Here is a 21,327-nt window from a genome sequence, read left to right on the forward strand (position 1 = left end):
AGGGCATGGTCGCCTTCGCACTCGCCGCCCTGCTCTTCCTCGCCTTCTGCGTCAGCGCCCGCAAAGACCGCCGCCGGTTCCGCAACGCCGTGCTGCTCGGACTGACCCTCCTCACCCTGTCCTTCGGCCTGCTCGTGCAGGTGCGGGTGCTGCCGGGCTGGCTGGGGACCGCAGTGCTGCTCCTGGTCCTGGCCGTGCCGACCTTCGGGCTCGTGGCGCTCGGCGTCTTCCTGATCGCGAACGGTGTGACCATGGTCCGCCGGGAGGGCGCGCGCCTGCCCAATCTGCTGTCGCTGCTGGCGGGGCTCGGCATCTTCGCCATGATCGCGCTGCTGATCATCGTGGGCCGCTTCGACTCCACGCTCCTCACCGGCTTCGCGGCGACCCTCACCGCGGTCGTCGCCTATGTCTCCTTCGTGCTCCTGTGCTTCCTCGGCTACGCCTGCCTTTACGGGCGGATCAGGGTGCGCGGCGACGTCGACCACGTGGTGATGCTGGGATCGGGCCTGGTCGGCGGGGACCGGGTGCCGCCGCTGCTGGCCTCGCGGCTGCGCAAGGGACAGCAGATCTACGAGGCCCAGCTGGCGCGCGGCGGGCGGCCGCCGGTCCTGCTCGTCTCGGGCGGCAAGGGATCCGACGAGAAGGTCCCGGAGGCCCGCGCGATGGCGGACTGGCTGATCGCGCAGGGCGTCCCGCAGGAGCACGTGGTGCTGGAGGACAGCTCGCGGACGACCGAGGAGAACATGCGGCTCAGCCGCGAGCTCATGGTGGCGGACGACCCGGGCTACCGGTGCGTGGTGGTCACCAACAACTTCCACGCCTTCCGGGCCGCAATGATGGCCCGCAAGGCCGGGGTCAACGGACAGGTGGTGGGCGCGCCCACGGCACGGTACTTCTGGCCGACCGCCACCCTGCGCGAGTTCGCCGCCGTGTTCTGGGAGCACCGCACCGTGAACCTGGGGATCTGCGGGCTGCTGGTCGCCCTCGGCGCGCTCGCCTCGCTCGTCACGCTGACCGTCTGAACCGGCGCCGCGCGAGGTGCCCGGCGCCGCCGCGCGGCCCGGACCCGGGCCGAGGTGCGTTCATGGGGCCGCCGCCGGAGGATGGGGCCAGGGAACATCGAGGAGGTACGCGATGGACAGTGAATCGGACGAGCAGCCGACACGGTCGGACCGGCTGTACACCGGCGGGGAGCGGCCCTACGACCCCGAGGACCTCGTGATGGCGACCGGCCACGACCCGACTCCGGAGCGGGTCGAGAAGGCGCGCCAGCTGATCGCGAAGGAGGGGCCGCAGGTCATCGAGCGCTACCTGCCGTAGCGCGCTCCGCGCGCACGCCGCCGGCGCTGCGGCCCGGGGTCGCCCCCCGGGCCGCTCCGTCGCGCTCGGGCCGCCGGGGGCGGGCCGCCACGGGTGGGGCGCCGTGCCCGGGCCGCCGCGGGTGGATCGCCGTGCCCGGGCCGCGCGGGTGGGCCGCATCCGGATCCGGTGCACGCTCGTTAGCCGCCCGGGGACCGCAACCCTAAGGACAGGCACCATGCACGCACTCGACGTCGACTGGGACCACCCCACGGACCCGCGACCCGGCCCGCAGCTCGACCACCTCCGCGCGTACGTGGCCACGGACGGCGCCGACGGGCACCTCTGGCACGGGGTCCGCACCCTGCTGCTGACCACCGTGGACCGCGCCCGCGGCCGCGCCGTGCGCACCCCGCTGATCTACGGCGAGGACGCCGACGCGGGGCGCCTGATCGTCCTCGCCTCGGGCTACGGCGCCCCTCGCCACCCGGCCTGGTACGAGAATCTCGCCGCGCATCCGGAGGTCCGTGTCCAGGTCGGCGCCGCGGTCTTCGCGGCCTCGGCGCGGACGGCGTCGCCGGCGGAGCGGGAGACGTACTGGGGCATGATGACGGGCCTGTGGCCCCCGTACGAGGACGAGCAGGCCGCCGCCCGGCCGCGCCGGATCCCGCTGGTGATCCTGGAGCGTTAGCGCACCTACGGACGAAACGATCCTCCGCCGACCGCGCCGCTGCCCGGCGGCCCGGCCGCCGGCCCCCCGGAAGGCCCCCGGGGTGACGAGCGCAACACCCCGCGCCGGGGGCCGGGCGCGTCACCCATTCCGCAGGCCGGAGCGCGAGGGCGGCAGCGATTTCCAAGGAGGGACCACGCAGCCACCCACCCATTACCCGAAACGGGACATACCGCTCGTCGTCGCCCCCGGCGAATGGGCGTGCCATGCCCCCGCTCCGGCCCGTAAGCTCCCGTCATGCAGGTGATCCAGTCAACGAAACTCGCCAATGTCTGCTACGAGATCCGCGGCCCCGTGCTGGAAGAGGCGATGCGGCTCGAAGCGGCAGGTCATCGCATCCTCAAGCTCAACACCGGAAACCCCGCGGCCTTCGGCTTCGAGTGCCCGCCGGAGATCCTTGAGGACATGCTCCGCAACCTGGGCAACGCCCACGGCTACGGGGACGCGAAGGGGCTGCTCTCCGCGCGCCGCGCGGTCATGCAGCACTACCAGACCAAGGGCATCGAGCTGGACGTCGAGGACATCTACCTCGGCAACGGCGTCTCCGAGCTGATCCAGATGTCCATGCAGGCCCTGCTGGACGACGGCGACGAGGTACTGGTACCGGCGCCGGACTACCCGCTGTGGACCGCCTCCGTCTCCCTCGCGGGCGGCACCGCCGTCCACTACCGCTGCGACGAGCAGTCCGACTGGATGCCGGACCTCGCCGACATCGAGCGCAGGATCACCGACCGCACCCGCGCGATCGTGATCATCAACCCGAACAACCCGACCGGCGCCGTCTACGACGACGCGATGCTGCGCGGGCTCACGGACATCGCCCGCCGCCACGGCCTGGTCGTCTGCTCGGACGAGATCTACGACCGCATCCTCTTCGACGGCGCGACGCACACGAACACCGCCGCCATCGCACCGGACCTGCTGACCCTCACCTTCAACGGGCTCTCCAAGAACTACCGCGTCGCCGGCTACCGGGCCGGCTGGATGGCGGTCTGCGGCCCCAAGAAGCACGCCGCGTCGTACATCGAGGGCCTGACGATCCTGGCCAACATGCGCCTGTGCGCCAACATGCCCTCGCAGCACGCCGTCGCCACCGCCCTCGGCGGCCGGCAGTCGATCGAGGACCTGGTCCTGCCCGGCGGGCGGCTGCTGGAGCAGCGCGATGCGGCCTACGACCTGCTCACGCAGATCCCGGGCATCTCCTGCGTGAAGCCCAAGGGCGCCCTGTACCTCTTCCCGAAGCTCGACCCGGCGGTCTACAAGATCAAGGACGACCGGCAGATGGTCCTCGACCTGCTGCGGGCCGAGAAGATCATGGTGGTGCACGGTACGGGCTTCAACTGGCCCGAACCCGACCACTTCCGCATCGTGACGCTGCCCAACGCCACGGACCTGGCGGACGCGGTGACGCGGATCGGGAACTTCCTCGACGGCTACGGGCAGCCGTAGCCGTAGGAGCGGAGCCCCGCTGGAACATCAGCAGGATCAAGCTCAACTTTAGAACGGATCCAATGTAGGATGGTCTCCTGACCCCGCAGGAGGCCTCCTCATGTACGAGCCGATCCGCACGAAGTCGGCCGTCCACCGTGTGGGCGGCGACCCGGCCGACTATCCGCACCGCAGCCGCGGCGAAGCGCTGGACATCCAGCTCGCCGGGCACCTCGCGGCCCTGCTCGCCGTCACCGACGAGCTCGGGCTGGTCGAGGACGCCACCGAGATCGCCGCACAGGTCGCCCGGCTGCGCGGAGCCCAGCCCGCCCGTGCGCCGCGGCAGGATCCCGCCGGGGACGCCGCGGCCCTGCACCAGCGCGCGCACGACCTCGCCGCCCGCGCCCTGCTCGTCGCCGCGTCCCGCGCCGACACCACCGCCGCGATCCTCGCCGCCGGGCGCATGGACGCGCATGCCGCCGCCCTGAAGTCCCCGGACCTGGCCGGCGCCCACTGACGGCCCCGGTCCGGGGCCGCGAAGGCTCCGGACCGGGCGCCACTTCCCCTGCGGGAAGCCCCGCAGCACCAGAAACCCGCGGCCCGCCCGGCAGCCCCGGACGGGCAGCCCCGGCCTCCGGTCGCACCCGACGCCCACAGCCCGGCCCGCGGCCGCACCCGAAGCCCGCGGCCCCCTGGACCGGGGAGCCGGCCCCCGGGACCGCAGCCCCGGAACGGCGGCCCCTGCACCCCGCAGGACCCGAAGCCGGCAGCCCCGGCCCCCGCACCGGCACCGGCACCGGCACCGGCAGCGCCCGGGACCGCAGCCCCCGAGTCGGCGCTGAACGTAGGCCCCGCAGCGTCCGTGCCGCAGCCGCCGGGCGGCAGGGGGGCCCGCTAGTGCTGTGGCCGGGAAGGTTTGCCGGGTCGCGTTGTCCGGTGCGGTGCATCGCAAGGCGGAGGGCCACGTCTCGTACTGGACGTACTTGCGTGGTCCGACAACACAGCGAGGTGCCGTGCCGGGCGCCGCGACCCGGTGAACCTTCCCGGTCACAGCACTAGCCGCGGGGCGTGTAGGCCGCCGAGGCCACCCCGCACCAGGGGGTCGTGGCCGGCGGCCAGACCGGGCCGAGTGCCTCGGCGTACTCCGTCGCCCCCGGGGCGACGCCCGGGATCTTCACCAAGGCCTGCGCGGCCCGCCCGCCCGGCTCCGGCTGCGCCGACTCGCGGAACTCCACGGTCACGACGTACGCCCCCGGCCCCCCGGGCCGCCCCGCGGCCTCCACCGAGGCCACCACCCGCCGGCTGGCCGGATCGATTCGGCATCCGGTCACCCGGACGTCCTCCACCGCCGCACGCGGCGCCGCCTCGCCCCGGTCGCCGCCGCTGGCCCACACGTACAGCCCCAGCGGGGCGAACACCAGCAGACCGGCCAGGGTCACCAGCCCGACCAGCCAGCCCTGCCACTTCAACGCGCTCACGCCCATCCCCCGATCCTCCCCGGCGCCCGCTCCGCCCACCAGCACCGGCAGGCCCACACAGCATTTCGAAACGGGGCCCCTGGACACCCGGCGTCCATCGGGCGCGGCGGGGAGCGCGGGTCTCCGTGAGCACGCAGCACCCTGGGGTCCGCCTCGCACGCGCCGATGACGGGACGCCAGGGCGGGACCGGGCGCAGGGCTTCGCGCCCCTCCTGTTGCGCGTCTCCGCCGGAGCGGCGGGAACACGCCCGGGCCCCGTGGTGGCCGGCGGGCTGCGCGGGGCAGCGGCGCCGATCGCCCCGCCGGCGCGGGTGCGGCCGCCGCGCCCTGCGGACCTCGCCGGACAACCGGGCGTGGTGCGGGCGGACTTCCGGCGACTGCGGGCGATCCGGTTCGATGTGCCGGAATGCGTCGACACTTGCGGCCGGACGCGCCGGCGGACCGGATCACGCCGGGTGGGGAGGCGCCGCAGACGCACCTGGAGCGGCGGCTGACGGGGCTGCCGGACGGGGCGGAACGCCTGACGGCGGACCTCCGCTGAGCAGAGGTCCGCCGTCGTCAAACGCACACGGCCTGCCTGGTGGAGCGCGGACGCTCCTGACGGGCCGGGTGCGGCGGTGGGAACCGCTTGGTCGGGGGTTCCCAGCTCATGGCCCCGGGCGGGGCGGTCGGGTCAGCCCAGACGCTCGACCAGCGCGTGGTACTGGTCCCACAGCTCCTTGGGAGTGTGGTCGCCGTAGGTGTTGAGGTGCTCGGGGACCAGGGCGGCCTCCTCGCGCCACACGTCCTTGTCGACGGTGAGGAGGAAGTCGAGGTCCTCGGCCGGCAGGTCCAGGCCGTCCAGGTCGAGGGAGTCCTTGGTGGGCAGGATGCCGATGGGGGTCTCGACCCCTGCGGCGGTGCCGTCCAGGCGGCCGACGATCCACTTCAGGACGCGGCTGTTCTCACCGAAGCCGGGCCACACGAACTTGCCCGCGTCGTTCTTGCGGAACCAGTTGACGTAGTAGATCTTCGGGAGCTTGGACTGGTCCTTGCCCTTTGCCACGTCGACCCAGTGGGCCATGTAGTCGCCCATGTTGTAGCCGCAGAACGGCAGCATGGCGAAGGGGTCGCGGCGCAGTTCGCCGACCTTGCCCTCGGCGGCGGCGGTCTTCTCGGAGGCGATGTTCGAGCCGATGAAGACGCCGTGGTTCCAGTCGAAGGACTCGGTGACCAGCGGGACGGCGGAGGCGCGGCGGCCGCCGAAGAGGATCGCCGAGATCGGGACGCCCTTGGGGTCCTCCCACTCGGGGGCGATCGTCGGGCACTGGGAGGCCGGGACGGCGAAGCGGGCGTTGGGGTGGGCCGCCGGGGTCTGGGACTCCGGGGTCCAGGCGTTGCCCTTCCAGTCGATGAGGTGCGCGGGCGCCTCTTCGGTCATGCCCTCCCACCAGACGTCGGAGCCGTCCGGGGTGAGCGCGACGTTGGTGAAGACGGTGTTCGCGTACATCGTCTTCATGGCATTGGCGTTGGTGTGCGCGCCGGTGCCGGGGGCGACGCCGAAGAAACCGGCCTCGGGGTTGATCGCGTAGAGGCGGCCGTCCTCACCGAAGCGCATCCAGGCGATGTCGTCGCCGACGGTCTCGACGGTCCAGCCGGGGATCGTGGGCTCCAGCATGGCGAGGTTCGTCTTGCCGCAGGCGCTCGGGAAGGCGGCGGCGATGTACTTGGGGCCCTCGGCCTCGCCCTTGGGCGGGGTCAGCTTGAGGATGAGCATGTGCTCGGCCAGCCAGCCCTCGTCGCGGGCCATGACGGAGGCGATGCGCAGGGCGTAGCACTTCTTGCCGAGCAGGGCGTTGCCGCCGTAGCCGGAGCCGTAGGACCAGATCTCGCGGGTCTCGGGGAAGTGCGAGATGTACTTGGTGGTGTTGCACGGCCACGGGACGTCGGCCTGGCCCTCGGCGAGCGGCGCGCCGAGGGTGTGGACGGCCTTGACGAAGAAGCCGTCGGTGCCCAGCTCGTCCAGGACGGCCTTGCCCATGCGGGTCATGGTGCGCATGGCGACCGCGACGTAGGCGGAGTCGGTGATCTCGACGCCGATCGCGGAGAGCTCGGAGCCGAGGGGGCCCATGCAGAAGGGGACGACGTACATCGTGCGGCCCTTCATGGAGCCGCGGAAGATGCCGCCTTCGCCGCCCTCGGAGCCGGTGAAGAGCTCCTTCATCTCGGCCGGGGCCTTCCAGTGGTTGGTCGGGCCCGCGTCCTCCTCCTTCTCGGAGCAGATGAAGGTCCGGTCCTCGACGCGCGCGACGTCGGAGGGGTCGGAGGCGGCGTAGTACGAGTTGGGGCGCTTGGCCGCGTCCAGCTTCTTGAAGGTCCCCTTGGAGACGAGCTCCTCGCACAGGAGCTCGTACTCGGCCTCGGAGCCGTCGCACCAGACGACACGGTCGGGCTGGGTGAGGGCAGCGATCTCGCCCACCCAGGAAATCAGCTCCTCGTGCCGGGTGGGGACGTCCGTCGGGATGGTGGGAGCCGCGTTGTCGCGCGCCACGATTGCTCCTTGTTGAGGGATTCGTTTGGTGTTTGCCCCGTGGGGGCTGCGACCCGGACGCTTCGCGCTCCGCTCATCCGGTGCCGACCGCACTCATCTGATCATCCGGTGCATGTGCGCATATGTCCAGAGGGCCTCTCACGTGAGCATCGCCACGTCCGTCAATCTTCCGTAAAGACGGCCAACGAAGACCTACGGACCCGTAGGTAGCATGTGCGCCATGACTTCTGATGCCCCCACCGCCGAACCGGCCGCCGGGACCTCCCCGGTCGTCCAGGCCCTGGAGACAGCCGAGGCCGCCCTGGAAGCCAAGCCCCTGATGCGCGGGTGGCTGCACACCGGGATGTTCCCCGCCGTGGTCGTCGCGGGCCTGGTGCTGATGGCCTTCACCGACTCGACCCGGGCACGCGTCGCCTGCGGCGTCTACGTCCTCACGGCCTGCCTGCTGTTCGGCGTCAGCGCGGTGTACCACCGCGGCACCTGGGGACCGCGCGGAGAAGCCATCCTGCGGCGCCTCGACCACGCCAACATCTTCCTGATCATCGCGGGCACCTACACACCGCTGACCGTCCTGCTCCTGCCGCCCTCGACCGGCCGGACCCTGCTGTGGGCGGTGTGGATCGCCGCCGGCGCCGGCATCGCCTTCCGCGTCTTCTGGGTCGGAGCGCCGCGCTGGCTCTACACGCCCTGCTACATCGCCATGGGCTGGGCAGCGGTCTTCTTCCTGCCGGACTTCATGCACACCGGCGGCGTCGCCGTCCTCGTCCTGGTGGTCGTCGGCGGCCTCCTGTACAGCGTGGGAGGGGTCATCTACGGGATGAAGCGCCCCAACCCCTCCCCCCGCTTCTTCGGCTTCCACGAGGTCTTCCACTCACTGACGCTGGCGGCCTTCGTCGCCCACTACGTCGGCATCTCGCTCGCCGCGTACGCGCACTGACGAGTACGGGGCACCCGCCTCAGGGACGACCCGCGCCCAGCTGCTCCGCCAGCTCGGCCGGGTCCGTCGTGGGCCGCGCGCAGACGAAGTGCCGGCACACGTACGCCGCCGGCCGGCCGTCCACGAGGCCCCGCCCGGCAAGCAGCGGGAACTCCCCGTCGCCGTCGTCCGCCGCGCGCGGCAGCCCCGCCGCCACCACCGCCCCGGGAGCCGTCCCCAGCAACGCCGTTCGGTGCAGCGCCGCCCGCGCCGGATCCTGCGCGGGTCCCACCACCGCCACCTCGCGCGGCCCGTCCAGCAACGCCTCCGCGACCGCCAGCCCGTGCCCGATGAAACGCGGAACGCGCGGACCCAGGGCGTGCACCACCCCCAGCGCCTTCTCGGCCGCCGTCCGGTGGGCCTGCGAACCGGAGTGCGCGGCATACGAGAGCAGCGCGCCGGCCGCGGCCGTCCAGCCGGACGGCGCCGCCGTGTCGGTGGGATCCTGCGGCCGCCTGATGAGCTGCTCCGCATCGTGCGCGGTGTCGTACAGCGACCCGTCCGCGGCGACGAACCGGTCCAGCACCAGGTCCACGAGGAGACCGGCGAACTCCAGCCAGACCCCCTCGCCCGTCACGGCCGCCAGCGCGAGGAAACCCTCCGCCACGTCCCCGTAGTCCTCCAGCACCCCCGCGCGCGCCCCGGCCCGCCCGTCCTTGCTGGTCCGCACCAGCCGGGCGCGACCCGCCGGCACCTCGAAGTGCACCCGCACCAGCAGATCGGCGGCCTCGGTCGCCCGCTCCACCAGGTCGGGCCGGTCGAAGAACGCACCGCACTCGGCGAGCGCCGCGACGGCCAGCCCGTTCCAGGCGGCGACGACCTTGTCGTCGCGCCCGGGCGCGGGCCGCTCCCTGCGCGCCGCCAGCAGCCGCTCCCGGATCGAGGCGAACCGCTCCGCGTCGGCCGCCGGCCCGTCCTGCGGCAGCCGCAGCACCGACTTCCCGTGCTCGAAGGTCCCCTCTTCCGTGACCCCGAAGCAGGCGATCGCCAGCTCCCCGTCGTCCTGCCCGAGCACCTCCCGCATCTCGGCCGGGGTCCACGCGTAGTAGGCCCCCTCCACGTGCGCGCCGCTCACCGGGTCCTCGCTGTCCGCGTCCAGCGCGGAGGCGTAACCGCCCTGCTCCGTGCGCAGCTCCCGCACCATGAAGTCGGCCGTCTCCAGCGCGACGCGGCGCGCGAGAGCGGAGCCGGTCGCCCGCCACACGTGCGCGTACACCCGGCACAGCAGCGCGTTGTCGTAGAGCATCTTCTCGAAGTGGGGCACGACCCACTCCCGGTCGACCGAGTAGCGCGCGAACCCGCCCCCGAGCTGGTCGTAGATCCCGCCGCGCGCCATGGCCTCGCAGGTGTCGACGGCCATCTGGAGCGCCCCTTCCGACCCGGTGCGGGCGTGGTGGCGCAACAGGAACTCCAGCACCATGGACGGCGGGAACTTGGGCGCCCCGCCGAAGCCGCCGCTCGTGGCGTCGTACTCACGCGTCAGCGCGAGCAACGCCTGCGCGAGCTCCTCGGGCCCGGGCGCGCCGGCCTTGCCGTAGTCCAACTGCCGCCCGGCCAGGTCCCGTACGATCCGCTGCGCGACGTCGGCGACTTCCTCCCGGCGCCCGGTCCAGGCGGCGCGCACGCCTTCGAGGACCTGCATGAAGGAGGGCATCCCGTGCCGGGGCTCCGGCGGGAAGTAGGTCCCGAAGTAGAAGGGCTCGGCATCGGCGGTCATGAACACGGTCATGGGCCACCCGCCCTGCCCGGTGGCGGCCTGCACGGCCTCCATGTAGACGGCGTCGACATCGGGCCGCTCCTCGCGGTCCACCTTGATGTTGACGAAGTGCTCGTTCATGTAGGCGGCCGCCGGCTCGTCCTCGAAGGACTCGTGCGCCATCACATGGCACCAGTGGCAGCTCGAATAGCCGACGCTGAGCAGCACCGGCACGCCGCGCTCCCGCGCCTCCGCGAAGGCCTCCGGGGACCAGGGCCACCAGTCGACGGGGTTGTCGGCGTGCTGGAGCAGGTACGGCGAGGTCTCGTTCGCGAGGCGGTTCGACATGGGGCCATCCTGCCGCACGTGATCGGATCAGCGGCGAAGGAGCGGGTCCAAGGCGTGGGTCCAGGTGTCGCGGGCGGGGGGCCAGGCGGTGGGGCAGGTGGCGCGGGACGGGGTGGCGAGGTCCGGGTGGCGGGCGGGAGCGGCGCCGTAGACCGCGCAGCGGTGGGATTCCGCGCGGACGGCGTCCGGGGCGTGTTCGTCGGTGGGGTCGGGGGCGGGGTCGGCCGCTGCCGCGAGGTCGTAGGCACGGGCGGCGGTCAGGAGGGCGTGCTCGCCTTCGGGGCCCTCGCGCAGGAGCATCAGCCGGGCGAAGCGGTCGGCGGCGTCCTCCTCGGCCCGGTCGTCGTCGAAGCGGAGGTGGCGCACCTCTGCGAGGGCGTGGCCCGCCTCGTGGTAGAGCGTCTCGCGGACGACCTCGGCGACCTGGTCGGCGACCTGGTCGGCTATCTGGTCGGCGACCTCGTCGCCGGTCCGGGCGGCCGATCCGGCGGACGGGGCGCCGGGCGCCTCCGGTGCACCACCCGGCGATGCGTCCGGCGGGGCGTCGGGCGCGAGGGGGTGGCCGCGGGTGAACAGGTCGCGGTCCTGCGCCAGATCGTCGTAGCAGAGCTCGATGGTGCGGGTGGCGGGGTCGTAGCCGGTGCCCTCGCCCGCGCAGGAGCGGGCGAGGACGGTCACCCGGTAGGGGAGGACGACATAGGCGTTGAGGTCCTCGGCGGCCTTCTGCACCAGCCGCCGCTGCTCCAGGAGGCGCGCGCCGTAGCGGTCGGCCGCGGCCGGTGTTCCGAGGCGCGGGACGAATCCGCTCGCCGGGGGCTCCTTCGTGCAGCCGGCTGTCGCCGGCGCGAGACAGAGGAGGCTCGCGGCCACCGCGGCGGTCATTCGACGGCGCATCATCCGGTCAGGCCCGGGTGCGGACGTGGGTCGTGACGGTGTCCTGCTGTTCGATGTGCCGGACGCGGAGCGTGCTGCCGGAGGTGTCGGCGCTCGGCCACCGGCCGTCGCCGGCGTCGCGGTGGCCGGGGACGCTGCGCCTGCTCCCCCGGCGGCGGGGGTCGCGGCGGACCGCTCGGGGGCCGGGCCTGCGGCCACATCCTTGCCGGTGCGGACGGCGGCGGGCGGGGCGCCCACGCCGACGGCGAGGTGGTGCAGGGCCGTGCGCCGGCCGACGGCGATCGCGGCCGCTGCGCCGATCTGTCGAAGCGTCATGATGCTTCCCGTCAGGTGGCTTTGGGCTTGCGACCTGACTATACGAAGGCCGGCGCTTCCCTCTGAACTAGCTCAGATTCCCTCGCGCTCACGACCGTACCGGCGGACACTTGGGGCACGTTGCCGGAGCTCTCTTGGGGGGAATGCCGATGCGGGACAGCCATCGAGGTGAGGCCGAGCGACTGGTGGTGCGGGTCGTGGAGGAGGAAGCGCGGCGGGCGGCGGGCGGCGCCCCGCTGGAGGCGGCGGCGCTGCTGGCCCGTGCCCGTGCGGCGCTGGACGCGCTGGCGGCGAGCGCGGCGCCGGAGTACGAGGCGTACGTGGGGGCCCTGGACGAGGCGGCGGCCGGGGGCCGGTCGCTCGGCGAATCCTTCCGTCGGGCCGACACCCCGACGGCGTTGCTGGTGACGGCGGTCGCGGCGGCGGCCGCCCTGGGGACGGACCTGGCGCTCGGGGTGGCGCCCGGTACGGCGCTGACCGCGGGGGCGGTGGCGGGCGCGGCGGGGGCGGTCGCGACGGTGGTGAAGGTGACGGCGTCGCACCTGCCTGCGGCGAACCGGCGGGCCGGGGAGCTGGGCCGGCCCGGCGGGGCCGAGCAGCTGAGGCTGCAGTGGCTGTCGGCTCTGGAGGTGCGGGGCATACGGCCCTTCCTGGAACAGCAGCGCGCGGTGTCCGCGGCCGCTCGGAGCCCCCGCGGGGCCCTCCGGCCGGCTCCGCAGCTGCGGGGAACGGACCGCAGTGCGCAGGCGCGGCGGCGCAGTGTGCTGGAGCAGTCCTTCGACCAACTGCCGGACGCGACGGGGCTGTTCGCCGGCCGCCGGGCGGAGCTGACCCGGATCGCGCAGTGGGTGCAGACGGCCCGGGCCAGTACCGAGACGCGGCCCGTGGTGGTGGTGCTGCACGGTGAGCCGGGGGTAGGGCGGACGGCGCTGGCGTTGCGGGCGGCGCAGGGGCTGCGGGACCAGTTCCGGGGCGCGTGCGTGGTGGACCTGCGCGGCGGGTCCACGCGGGGCGAGGCGCCGTTGTCGACGAGGGAGGCGCTGCTGCACCTGCTGAACCGGCTGGGTGCGCCGCGCGAGCAGCTGCTGTTCCGGGAGGGGGCGTCGGCGGAGCAGCAGGTGCGGCGGCTCGGCGAGCTGTACCACCAGCACCTCCAGGGGCTGCCGGTGACGGTGGTGCTCGATGACGCGGTGGATGCGGAACAGGTACGGATGCTGGTGCCGGAACGGTCGGAGAGTCTGGTGCTGGTGACGGCGCGGGAGCCGCTGGAGCTGCCGGCGGATCTGGCGGCATGGGTGCACCAGCTGCCGGTGGAACGGCTGGGGGAGGCGGAGGCGGCGGAACTGGTACGGGCGGCGGCGCCGGAGGGCCGGCTGCCGGCGCCGGAGGCGCTGGCAGCGGTGCTGGAACGGGGCGCGGGTCTGCCCCTGGCCCTGCGCCTGCTGGTCCCGCCGGCCGTGGCGGGTGTGGAGGGTGTGGCGGACGGTGCGAGCGCGCCCGGCGACGGGGACGGGGGCCGCGACGGTGGCCGCGGCCGCGACGCCGGCTCCGGCACGCCCGCCGCCGGCCCCTCGCTCGCCGACGTCCACCCCGTGGAGCGCGCGCTGCGGGCCGCCGACGCGCGGCTCGCCGGTCCCGCCCGGCTGCTGCTGCGGCGGCTGCCGCTGGCGGGGCGGGCTTCGCTGGGCGGCGCGGCCGCCGCCGCGCTGGCGGACGTACCCGAGCAGGCGGCGCTGCGCGCACTGGAGGAGCTGTGGGAGGCCGGGCTGGTCGAGCGGGTGCGCGGGCAGCGGTTCCGGATGCACGACGCGGTGCGCGCGTACGCCGCCGGGCGCCTCGCGGCGCAGGAGGACCGGGCCGGGGCGGCGGCGGCTCAGGAGCGGCTGATCCGCACCTACGCGCAGCTCGCGGACTCGGTGATCCGGATGGTCGACGGGAAGACGTCGACGCGGGCGAACCACTTCGGCGGGCACGGCTTCGCCTCGCTGGACGCGGCGCTGCGCTGGCTGGACGACGAGTCGAGCTTCATCACGGCGGCGCTGCGGCATGCGGACGGGGTGGACCCGCAGGCGGTGCTGGACCTGCTGGGGGCGCTGTGCGACTTCTGCCTGCTGCGCGGGGACCTGTACCGGCTCGGTGAGATCGACGAGCTGACGCAGGCGGTGGCGGCGGCGGGTTCACCGGCGGGTTCCGGCGGTCAGCAGGGCCGGCTGGTGCGGTCGGTGCAGTGGCGTACGGGCATCGCGGCGCGCCAGCTGGGCGAGCTGGACAAGGCGCGCAGCACGCTGAGCTCGGTGGTGGACCAGTACAGGCAGGCGCATCAGGAGGCGGGCACGGCGAGGGCGCTGGTCTCGCTGGGGATCACGCTGCACCACCAGGGCAACCTCCCGGAGGCGGCGGCCCGCATCCGCGAGGCGCTGGCGCTCCAGGAGCCCGAGGAGCTGGCCGGTGACCGGGCGTGGGGTCTGCACGCGCTGGCGGCGGTGGAGCGGGACCTGGCGCACCTCGGGGAGGCGATGTCGCTGCTGGAGCGGTCGCTGGCGCTGCACCGGGAGAGCGAGAGCGTGCACGGGGAAGCCTGGGCGCACTTCCAACTGGGACAGGTGTACCTGCGGCTGGGGGACGTACCGCGGGCGGAGGGGGAGCTGCGGCTCGCACTGGAGCTGTACGGGCGCACGCGCGACGACCGCGGACGGGCCTGGGCGCTGACGCAGCTGGGCCGGGCGCGGGTGGTGGACGGCGACGCGGGGCCGGCGCGGGAGCGGCTGCGGGAGGCGCTGGCGCTGCACCGGGAGGCGGAGGACGCGCGCGGTGAGGCATGGACGCTGTACTACCTGGGGCAGGCGCTGGAGGAGGGCGGCGAGCGCGATCAGGCGGTGCGGGAGCTGGAGCGGGCCCGGACGATGTTCTCGCGGATGCGGGACGTGTACGGGCTGGCGCACGCCCGGCACCATTCGGGCCGGGTGACGCGCGACCAGCGGGCGGCGCAGACGGGCAACCTGCGCAACTCCGGCTTCGCCCGGCAGCTGCTGGTGGACGCGCGGGCGGATTTCCGGCGCATCGGGCTGGCGCACGGTGAGGCGTGGACCTGCCTGGAGCTGGCGGTGGTGGACGCGGGCAACGGCCGGATGTCGCAGGCGGTGGGGCTGTGCGAGGAGGCGGTGCGGCTGTTCGTCTCCTACGGGGACCGGCGGGGTGAGGACTGGGCGCGGTTCCTGCGGTGCACGATGCTGCCTTGTCAGGTGCCGCCGCTGCCCGGCGGGCTCGACGAGGCGCGGGCGGAGCTGGCACGGCTGGCACGGGCGCCGCACGCGGCGCGGGACGGCCGGCTGGAGGACTGTCTGGAGACGTACGGGGTGATCCTGGGCCGAGGGGTGGATCCGGCGGAGGGCTGGCAGGCGTGGCGGCTCGGACTGGTCCCGAACCTCCGCTCGCGGGAGATCATGGGTGTCCCGCTGACCGGCCCGGCCTGACGGGCGCAGCCGCGTACGGCAAGCCCGGCGTACGGCAAGGCGCGCGTACGGCATGCCGCAGGCCGCCGCCCCGCCGGTTCCCGGGCCGGGGCGGCGGCCGCGTGGAAGGTCTCAGCCGGTCCGGTCCGGCGCCGGGGCGGCGGCCGGGTCCGGGGCCTCCTGGAAGTCGACGCGTCCCATGTGCCGGCTCATCGACTTCATCAGGCCCCACACGCCGAGGGCGAGGGCCGCGAAGACGATGAAGCCCAGGATGCCGGGCGTCACCTTGTTCTTGTCGAAGGTGTCACCCGCCAGCGGGAGGAGCTGGGTCAGTGCTGCCTGTGTAGGGCTCATGGCTACGCATTCTCCCGGATGCCCGCGAAGAGGTCGGACTCGGGGAGGGAAGTGTCGACGAACGACTTCGCGAGCTCGTACTCCTCCGTGGGCCAGACCTCCTTCTGGATCTCCATCGGGACGTGGAACCAGCCGCCGTCCGGGTCGATCTGCGTGGCGTGCGCGATGAGCGCCTTGTCGCGGATCTCGAAGAACTCGGCGCAGGGCACGTGCGTGGTCAAGGTCCGCTCCTTGCGCTCGAACTCCTTCCACCGCTCCAGCCACTCCCCGTAGGGGGATTCCAGGCCGCGGGCGAGGAGCGCCTCGTGCAGGGCGATGGTGCGCGGCTTGTTGAAGCCCTGGTTGTAGTAGAGCTTCTGCGGCTGGTAGGCGGGGCCGAACTCGGCCTCCGGGTACTTCTCGGTGTCGGCCGCGCCGTCGAAGGCCACCATGGAGATCCGGTGGGTCATGATGTGGTCGGGGTGGGGGTAGCCGCCGTTCTCGTCGTAGGTGGTGACGACCTGCGGCCGGAAGGCGCGGATCTTCTTCACCAGACGGCCGGCGGCCTCGTCCACGTCTTCCAGCGCGAAGCAGCCCTCGGGCAGCGGGGGCAGCGGGTCGCCCTCCGGCAGGCCGGAGTCGATGTAGCCGAGCCATTCCTGCTGGATGCCGAGGATCTCGCGGGCCTCGTCCATCTCCTTGGCGCGGACCTCGTGGATGTGCTCCTCGATGTACTTGTCGCCCTGGAGCTTGGGGTTCAGCACGGAGCCCCGCTCACCGCCGGTGCAGGTGACGACCAGCACGGGCACCCCCTCGGACACGTACTTGGCCATGGTGGCCGCGCCCTTGCTCGACTCGTCGTCGGGGTGGGCGTGGACGGCCATCAGTCGAAGCTGCTCGGTCAAGACAGGATCCTCTGTGGTTCGGCGCGACGGGCGACTTCTATAGTGACCGAATCGGGGGAAGGAAAATTCCGGGGCGGGCCCGCGGGGCCCCGCCTCCGCCCTCTCGGAAGGAACGATCGATGAGCACGGTACGCGAGGACCTGCCCGAGGGCCGCTACGGCCGGTCGGCGGACGAGCGCGCGGACCGCGGGCTCAAGGTCGTCGGGTCGGTGCTGGGCGTCGTGCTGCTGGGCCTCGTCGGCTGGATCGGCTGGGACTACATCGCGGGGCAGAGCGTCAGCGCCGAGGTGATCAAGTTCCAGGTGGTGTCGGACACCGAGGTGAAGGTGCACCTGGAGGTCCGCAAGGAGTCCTCCGTCACCGGGGTGTGCACGCTGAGCTCGCAGGACGAGGGGCACGGCGAAGTGGGCCGCGGCGACTTCACCTTCGCGCAGCCGGTGGGCCGGGTGGACGAGGTCCTCTCGCTGAAGACCACCAAGCGCGCCACCATGGTCGAGCTGACCGGCTGCCAGCCGCTCGCCTCGGCCCGCTGAGGCCGGGCGGGCCGCCCGGCGCGGTCGCCGACGCGCCCGGCCGTACGGGAGCCGTACGGTGGAGGGACCGGGACGTGCACGGTCCGGGACGCCCTGCGGTGCGACATCCGCGGCGCGGTCCCGGAGGCGACCCCGGGGGCAACGGGCCTCGCGGGTCCTCCCCCTTTTCTTCCCGAATTGTTAGGCTCGTGGTTTCGCCCGCCGCTGGCGGCCATGTAGTCCCCCTGTACCGACGAGGAGCACCCGTGACCCAGACGAGCGAAAGCGTCACCTGGCTGACCCAGGCGGCGTACGACCAGCTGAAGGCGGAGCTGGACTACCTCTCTGGTCCCGCCCGCACGGAGATCGCCGCGAAGATCGCAGCCGCCCGCGAGGAGGGCGACCTGCGCGAGAACGGCGGCTACCACGCGGCCAAGGAGGAGCAGGGCAAGCAGGAACTCCGCGTCCGCCAGCTGACGCAGCTCCTGGAGAACGCCAAGGTCGGTACCGCTCCGGCGTCCGACGGCGTCGTGGCCCCCGGCACCCTCGTCAAGATCGCCTTCGACGGCGACGAGGACGACACCATGGAGTTCCTCCTGGCCTCCCGCGAGTACGCGTCCTCGGACTTCGAGACGTACTCGCCGCAGTCCCCGCTGGGCAGCGGTGTGATGGGCAAGGCGATCGGTGAGGACGCTCAGTACGAGCTGCCGAACGGCAAGAAGGCCTCCGTCAAGATCCTGAACGTCAAGCCCTTCACCGGCTGATCACCCTCGATCACCGCGCTTCACGCGCCGATGCCCGGCCGGGTCCGCCCCGGCCGGGCATCGGCGCGTCCGGGGCCGGTCCGGCCGCGGACGGCGGCGCCGGGCCTGCCGGTCGCCGGCGGACCCGGATCCGCCCCGGTTCCCTACGCGGTCGCCGAGCGGTACTTGCGGACCGCCAGGGTCCGGAAGACCGCGATGATCAGCAGCGACCACAGGACGGACGCCGTCACCGGGTGCTGCATCGGCCAGGCATCCGGTACGGGATATCCCTCGGGGAGGTTCCCGAAGAGCACGCGGGCGGCCTGGACGGTGGCGCTGAAGGGGTTCCACTCCGCGATGTGGCGCAGGAAGGGCGGCATGTTCTCGGAGGGGACGAAGGCGTTCGAGATGAACGTCAGCGGGAAGAGCCAGATCAGTCCGCCCGACGTGGCCGCCTCCGGGGTGCGCACCGAGAGGCCGATCAGCGCGCCGATCCAGGAGAAGGCGTAGCCGAGCAGGAGCAGCAGCCCGAAGCCGGCGAGGACCTCGCCGATGTTCGTGTGGGTGCGCCAGCCGACGATCAGGGCGACGATCGCGAGGACGACGACGGTCAGCGTGGTCTGGACGAGGTCGGCGAGCGTACGGCCGGTGAGGACGGCGCCGCGGGCCATGGGCAGGGAGCGGAAGCGGTCGATCAGGCCCTTGTGCATGTCGTCGGCGATGCCGGCGCCCGCGCCGGCGGTGGCGAAGGTGACGGTCTGGGCGAAGATGCCCGCCATCAGGAATTCGCGGTAGGCGGCGGGCGAGGTGCTGCCTCCGACGCTGATGGAGCCGCCGAAGACGTAGCTGAAGAGCACGACGAACATGACCGGCTGGATCACACCGAAGATGATCATCTCGGGGATCCGGGACATCCGGATCAGGTTCCGCTTGGCGATCACCAGCGAGTCGTTGACCCCCTGCACGATGCCGCCGCGCGGGCGGGGTGCCGCGAGCTCCGGGGTAGGGGAGGCGCCCGGGCTCGGGGAGGTGCCCGGCGTCGGGGAGGTGGTGGTCACTTCGCCGTCTCCTTCCGCGCCGCCTTGCGGCCCTTGGGTTCCGCGCCGGCAGCGCCGTCGCCGTTGTCGTCGCCCGCCAGCTCGGCCGCGTGGCCGGTGAGGGATATGAACACGTCGTCAAGGGTGGGGCGGCGCAGGCCGATGTCGTCGATCTCGATGCCCCGGCCGTCCAGTTCCCGGATGACCTCGGCGAGGAGCCTGGCGCCCCCGGACACCGGCACGGTGAGCTTGCGCGTGTGGAGTTCGACGGAGGTCTCGCCCTTGCCGAAGCCGGCGAGGACCTGGCGCGCGGCCGTGATGTGCTCGCGCTCGTGGACGACGACCTCCACGCGCTCGCCGCCCGTGCGGGCCTTGAGCTGGTCGGAGGTGCCGCGGGCGATGACCTTGCCCTGGTCGACCACGGCGATGTCGTGCGCGAGGTGGTCGGCCTCCTCCAGGTACTGCGTGGTGAGCAGCAGGGTGGTGCCGCCCGCGACCAGTTCCTGGATGATCCCCCAGAGCTGCTGGCGGTTGCGGGGGTCGAGTCCGGTGGTGGGCTCGTCCATGAACATGACGGGCGGACTGACGACGAGGGCGGCCGCGAGGTCCAGGCGCCTGCGCATGCCTCCGGAGTAGGTCTTGGCGGTGCGGTCGGCGGCGTCGGCGAGGTGGAAGCGCTCCAGGAGTTCCGTGGCCCGGGCCTTCGCGGCCTTCGCCTTCATCTGGTAGAGCTGCCCGACCATCTGGAGGTTCTCGCGGCCGGTGAGGTACTCGTCGACGGCGGCGAACTGGCCCGACAGGCCGATGGCGCGGCGGACCTCGTTGGGGTGCCCCAGCACGTCGATGCCGGCGACGACGGCCTTGCCGCGGTCGGGGCGCAAGAGGGTGGTCAGGACGCGCACGGTCGTGGTCTTGCCCGCGCCGTTGGGGCCGAGCAGGCCGAGGACGGTGCCTTCGGGGACGTCGAGGTCCACGCCGTCCAGAGCCCGGACGTCGCCGAATGTCTTGACCAGGCCTTCGGCGTAGATGGCGCCTGGCATGGGGATTCTCCTTGTGTGGAGGTGAAGTGGGCCAGTGTGATCGGCACATTTCCAGACAAATACTAGGGGCGCCGGACATCACTCGCCCGGCCCGGCGGGGGGTGCCCCGACCCCGCCTCCCGGCCGCACCCTAACGCGTTATATCGCGATCCGCCACGGGATTGCGCAGGCTGGTCGCGGCCGGCGTCCCACGGCGGGCCGGTCACGGCGCAATCCGTATCAGCCGTATCAGCCGTTGACCGCGTAGCCCGCGCCGTGCAGCGCCCGCGCGACCTGTGCGCAGTGCTCGGGGCCCTTCGTCTCCAGGTGCAGTTCCACCTCCACCTCGGTGAGCCCCAGGCGCGGGTCGGTCCGTACGTGACTCACGTCCAACACGTTCGCATCCGCCTCCGACAACACCCCCAGGAGCCCGGCCAGGGCGCCGGGCCGGTCGGTCACGCGCAACCGCAGCGACAGGTAGCGGCCCGCTGCGGCCATGCCGTGGCGCAGGATGCGCTGGAGCAGCAGCGGATCGACGTTCCCGCCGGACAGGACGGCCACCACCGGTCCCCCGCCGTACAGTTCGGGCTCGCTCAGCAGCGCGGCGACCGGGCTGCACCCCGCCGGTTCGACCACCAGCTTGGCCCGCTCCATGCACAGCAGCAGCGCCTTGGAGAGCGCGTCCTCGGATACCGTACGCACGTCGTCGAGCAGTTCGCCGATGATTTTGAAGGGGATGTCGCCGGGGCGGCCCACCTTGATGCCGTCCGCCATGGTGTTCGGGTTGTCGACCGAGACGGGGTGGCCGACCCGCAGCGAGGGCGGGTAAGCGGCCGCGCCGGCCGCCTGGACCCCGATGATCCGCACGTCCGGGCGCAGCGCCTTCACCGCGACCGCGATGCCGGCCGCGAGACCGCCGCCGCCGATGCCGACGACGATGGTGCGGACCTCGGGGCACTGCTCCAGGATCTCCAGGCCCACCGTGCCCTGGCCGGCGATGATGTCGCGGTGGTCGAACGGGTGGATGAACACCGCCCCGGTGCGGTCCGCGTGCTCCTGGGCGGCGGCGAGGGCCTCGTCGACGACCTGCCCGTGCAGGCGCACCTCGGCGCCGTACTCCTCGGTCGCGGCCACCTTGGGCAGGGGCGCCCCCACGGGCATGAACACCGTCGAGCGGACCCCGAGGAGGGAGGAGGCCAGCGCCACGCCCTGCGCGTGATTGCCCGCGCTGGCGGCCACGACGCCGGCGGCACGCTGCTCGGGGCGCAGGCCGGCGATGCGCACGTACGCCCCGCGCAGCTTGAAGGAGCCGGTGCGCTGGAGGTTCTCGCACTTGAAGTGCACCGGGGAGCCGGTGAGCGAGGAGAGGTGCCTGCTGCCTTCCATCGCGGTGACCCGGGAGACGCCGGACAGCATCTTCTGAGCCCCCCTGACGTCGTCGAGGATGACCTGCGGGACGGGCTCGGGCACGCGGTAGTTCATGCCGCCAGTCTCGCAGCCCGCACGCGGCCCGGCCCCGGACCGCGGCGCGGGCTGGGCCGGGCGCGGAAGGCGAGCCGGCGGAAGGCGAGCAGGCAGGAGTGCGGTCGGCGGGAGGAACGGCCGCTCGCGGCGCAGCGGGCGCGGCCCCGG

19 protein-coding genes are annotated in these 21,327 nt (G+C 73.2%); 10 read left to right on the plus strand and 9 right to left on the minus strand.

The features are described from left to right. Positions 1 to 5: 5 nt before the first annotated feature. The 5 genes from AMK16_RS10570 to AMK16_RS10590 all read left to right on the plus strand — a co-directional run bounded on the left by AMK16_RS10570 (position 6) and on the right by AMK16_RS10590 (position 3,974). Positions 6 to 1,022, plus strand: a complete 1,017-nt coding sequence (locus AMK16_RS10570; RefSeq protein ID WP_073912352.1) for a YdcF family protein — start codon at positions 6 to 8, stop codon at positions 1,020 to 1,022. Between the two features lie 112 nt (positions 1,023 to 1,134). Continuing rightward, complete coding sequence (locus AMK16_RS10575) at positions 1,135 to 1,320, plus strand: hypothetical protein (protein ID WP_073912355.1); 186 nt, start codon at positions 1,135 to 1,137, stop codon at positions 1,318 to 1,320. Positions 1,321 to 1,537: 217 nt separating this feature from the next. Continuing rightward, positions 1,538 to 1,990, plus strand: coding sequence for a nitroreductase/quinone reductase family protein (locus tag AMK16_RS10580; RefSeq protein ID WP_073912358.1), 453 nt, complete (start codon positions 1,538 to 1,540; stop codon positions 1,988 to 1,990). A gap of 276 nt (positions 1,991 to 2,266) precedes the next feature. Then, positions 2,267 to 3,478 (plus strand): pyridoxal phosphate-dependent aminotransferase, encoded by a 1,212-nt coding sequence (locus AMK16_RS10585; RefSeq protein ID WP_073912361.1) that lies wholly within the window; start codon positions 2,267 to 2,269, stop codon positions 3,476 to 3,478. Between the two features lie 100 nt (positions 3,479 to 3,578). Beyond that, on the plus strand, positions 3,579 to 3,974 hold the full coding sequence (locus tag AMK16_RS10590) for an SCO4983 family protein (RefSeq protein WP_073912364.1): 396 nt from the start codon (positions 3,579 to 3,581) through the stop codon (positions 3,972 to 3,974). A 538-nt stretch (positions 3,975 to 4,512) separates the two neighbouring features. On the opposite strand, the gene AMK16_RS10595 is transcribed toward AMK16_RS10590, so the two are convergent. Next, on the minus strand, positions 4,513 to 4,935 hold the full coding sequence (locus AMK16_RS10595; RefSeq protein WP_143196808.1) for a hypothetical protein: 423 nt from the start codon (positions 4,933 to 4,935) through the stop codon (positions 4,513 to 4,515). Positions 4,936 to 5,341: 406 nt separating this feature from the next. On the opposite strand from AMK16_RS10595, the gene AMK16_RS38065 reads away from it, so the two are divergent. Then, positions 5,342 to 5,476, plus strand: a complete 135-nt coding sequence (locus AMK16_RS38065; protein WP_274535353.1) for a hypothetical protein — start codon at positions 5,342 to 5,344, stop codon at positions 5,474 to 5,476. Between the two features lie 132 nt (positions 5,477 to 5,608). On the opposite strand, the gene AMK16_RS10600 is transcribed toward AMK16_RS38065, so the two are convergent. After that, positions 5,609 to 7,465: a phosphoenolpyruvate carboxykinase (GTP) gene (locus tag AMK16_RS10600; RefSeq protein ID WP_073912372.1), complete on the minus strand. Its 1,857-nt coding sequence runs from the start codon at positions 7,463 to 7,465 to the stop codon at positions 5,609 to 5,611. 319 nt (positions 7,466 to 7,784) lie between these two features. On the opposite strand from AMK16_RS10600, the gene trhA reads away from it, so the two are divergent. Continuing rightward, a complete protein-coding gene (gene trhA, locus AMK16_RS10605) occupies positions 7,785 to 8,402 on the plus strand; it encodes a PAQR family membrane homeostasis protein TrhA (RefSeq protein WP_073913581.1) in 618 nt (205 codons plus the stop codon). Between the two features lie 19 nt (positions 8,403 to 8,421). Here trhA and AMK16_RS10610 read toward each other — a convergent pair whose 3' ends face one another. Together AMK16_RS10610 and AMK16_RS10615 are read right to left on the minus strand one after the other, a co-directional pair. After that, positions 8,422 to 10,485 (minus strand): thioredoxin domain-containing protein, encoded by a 2,064-nt coding sequence (locus AMK16_RS10610; RefSeq protein WP_073912375.1) that lies wholly within the window; start codon positions 10,483 to 10,485, stop codon positions 8,422 to 8,424. A gap of 27 nt (positions 10,486 to 10,512) precedes the next feature. Continuing rightward, a complete protein-coding gene (locus tag AMK16_RS10615; RefSeq protein WP_079191436.1) occupies positions 10,513 to 11,694 on the minus strand; it encodes a DUF4344 domain-containing metallopeptidase in 1,182 nt (393 codons plus the stop codon). Positions 11,695 to 11,843: 149 nt separating this feature from the next. Between AMK16_RS10615 and AMK16_RS10620 the strand changes: the two genes are divergently transcribed. Beyond that, positions 11,844 to 15,167 (plus strand): tetratricopeptide repeat protein, encoded by a 3,324-nt coding sequence (locus tag AMK16_RS10620; RefSeq protein ID WP_073913585.1) that lies wholly within the window; start codon positions 11,844 to 11,846, stop codon positions 15,165 to 15,167. 111 nt (positions 15,168 to 15,278) lie between these two features. On the opposite strand, the gene AMK16_RS10625 is transcribed toward AMK16_RS10620, so the two are convergent. Together AMK16_RS10625 and mca are read right to left on the minus strand one after the other, a co-directional pair. Then, positions 15,279 to 15,500 carry a hypothetical protein gene (locus AMK16_RS10625; protein ID WP_073912381.1) on the minus strand — a complete coding sequence of 74 codons (222 nt, stop codon included), beginning with the start codon at positions 15,498 to 15,500 and terminating at the stop codon, positions 15,279 to 15,281. 2 nt (positions 15,501 to 15,502) lie between these two features. Then, a complete protein-coding gene (mca, locus tag AMK16_RS10630) occupies positions 15,503 to 16,384 on the minus strand; it encodes a mycothiol conjugate amidase Mca (RefSeq protein ID WP_073912385.1) in 882 nt (293 codons plus the stop codon). A gap of 119 nt (positions 16,385 to 16,503) precedes the next feature. Between mca and AMK16_RS10635 the strand changes: the two genes are divergently transcribed. Together AMK16_RS10635 and greA are read left to right on the plus strand one after the other, a co-directional pair. After that, entirely contained in the window at positions 16,504 to 16,917 is a 414-nt protein-coding gene (locus AMK16_RS10635; RefSeq protein ID WP_073912389.1) for a DUF4307 domain-containing protein, read from the plus strand. A 245-nt stretch (positions 16,918 to 17,162) separates the two neighbouring features. Then, on the plus strand, positions 17,163 to 17,660 hold the full coding sequence (gene greA / locus AMK16_RS10640; RefSeq protein WP_073912392.1) for a transcription elongation factor GreA: 498 nt from the start codon (positions 17,163 to 17,165) through the stop codon (positions 17,658 to 17,660). Positions 17,661 to 17,803: 143 nt separating this feature from the next. Here the strand turns inward: greA and AMK16_RS10645 are convergent, their stop codons facing one another. The 3 genes from AMK16_RS10645 to ilvA form a co-directional block, all read right to left on the minus strand. Continuing rightward, positions 17,804 to 18,607, minus strand: coding sequence for an ABC transporter permease (locus AMK16_RS10645; protein ID WP_107417124.1), 804 nt, complete (start codon positions 18,605 to 18,607; stop codon positions 17,804 to 17,806). A gap of 86 nt (positions 18,608 to 18,693) precedes the next feature. Continuing rightward, entirely contained in the window at positions 18,694 to 19,716 is a 1,023-nt protein-coding gene (locus tag AMK16_RS10650) for an ATP-binding cassette domain-containing protein (RefSeq protein ID WP_073912398.1), read from the minus strand. A gap of 228 nt (positions 19,717 to 19,944) precedes the next feature. Then, positions 19,945 to 21,177 carry a threonine ammonia-lyase gene (ilvA, locus tag AMK16_RS10655; protein WP_073912401.1) on the minus strand — a complete coding sequence of 411 codons (1,233 nt, stop codon included), beginning with the start codon at positions 21,175 to 21,177 and terminating at the stop codon, positions 19,945 to 19,947. Positions 21,178 to 21,327 lie beyond the last annotated feature (150 nt).

Source organism: Streptomyces sp. CB00455 (assembly GCF_001905445.1).
Taxonomy (GTDB): Bacteria; Actinomycetota; Actinomycetes; order Streptomycetales; family Streptomycetaceae; genus Streptomyces.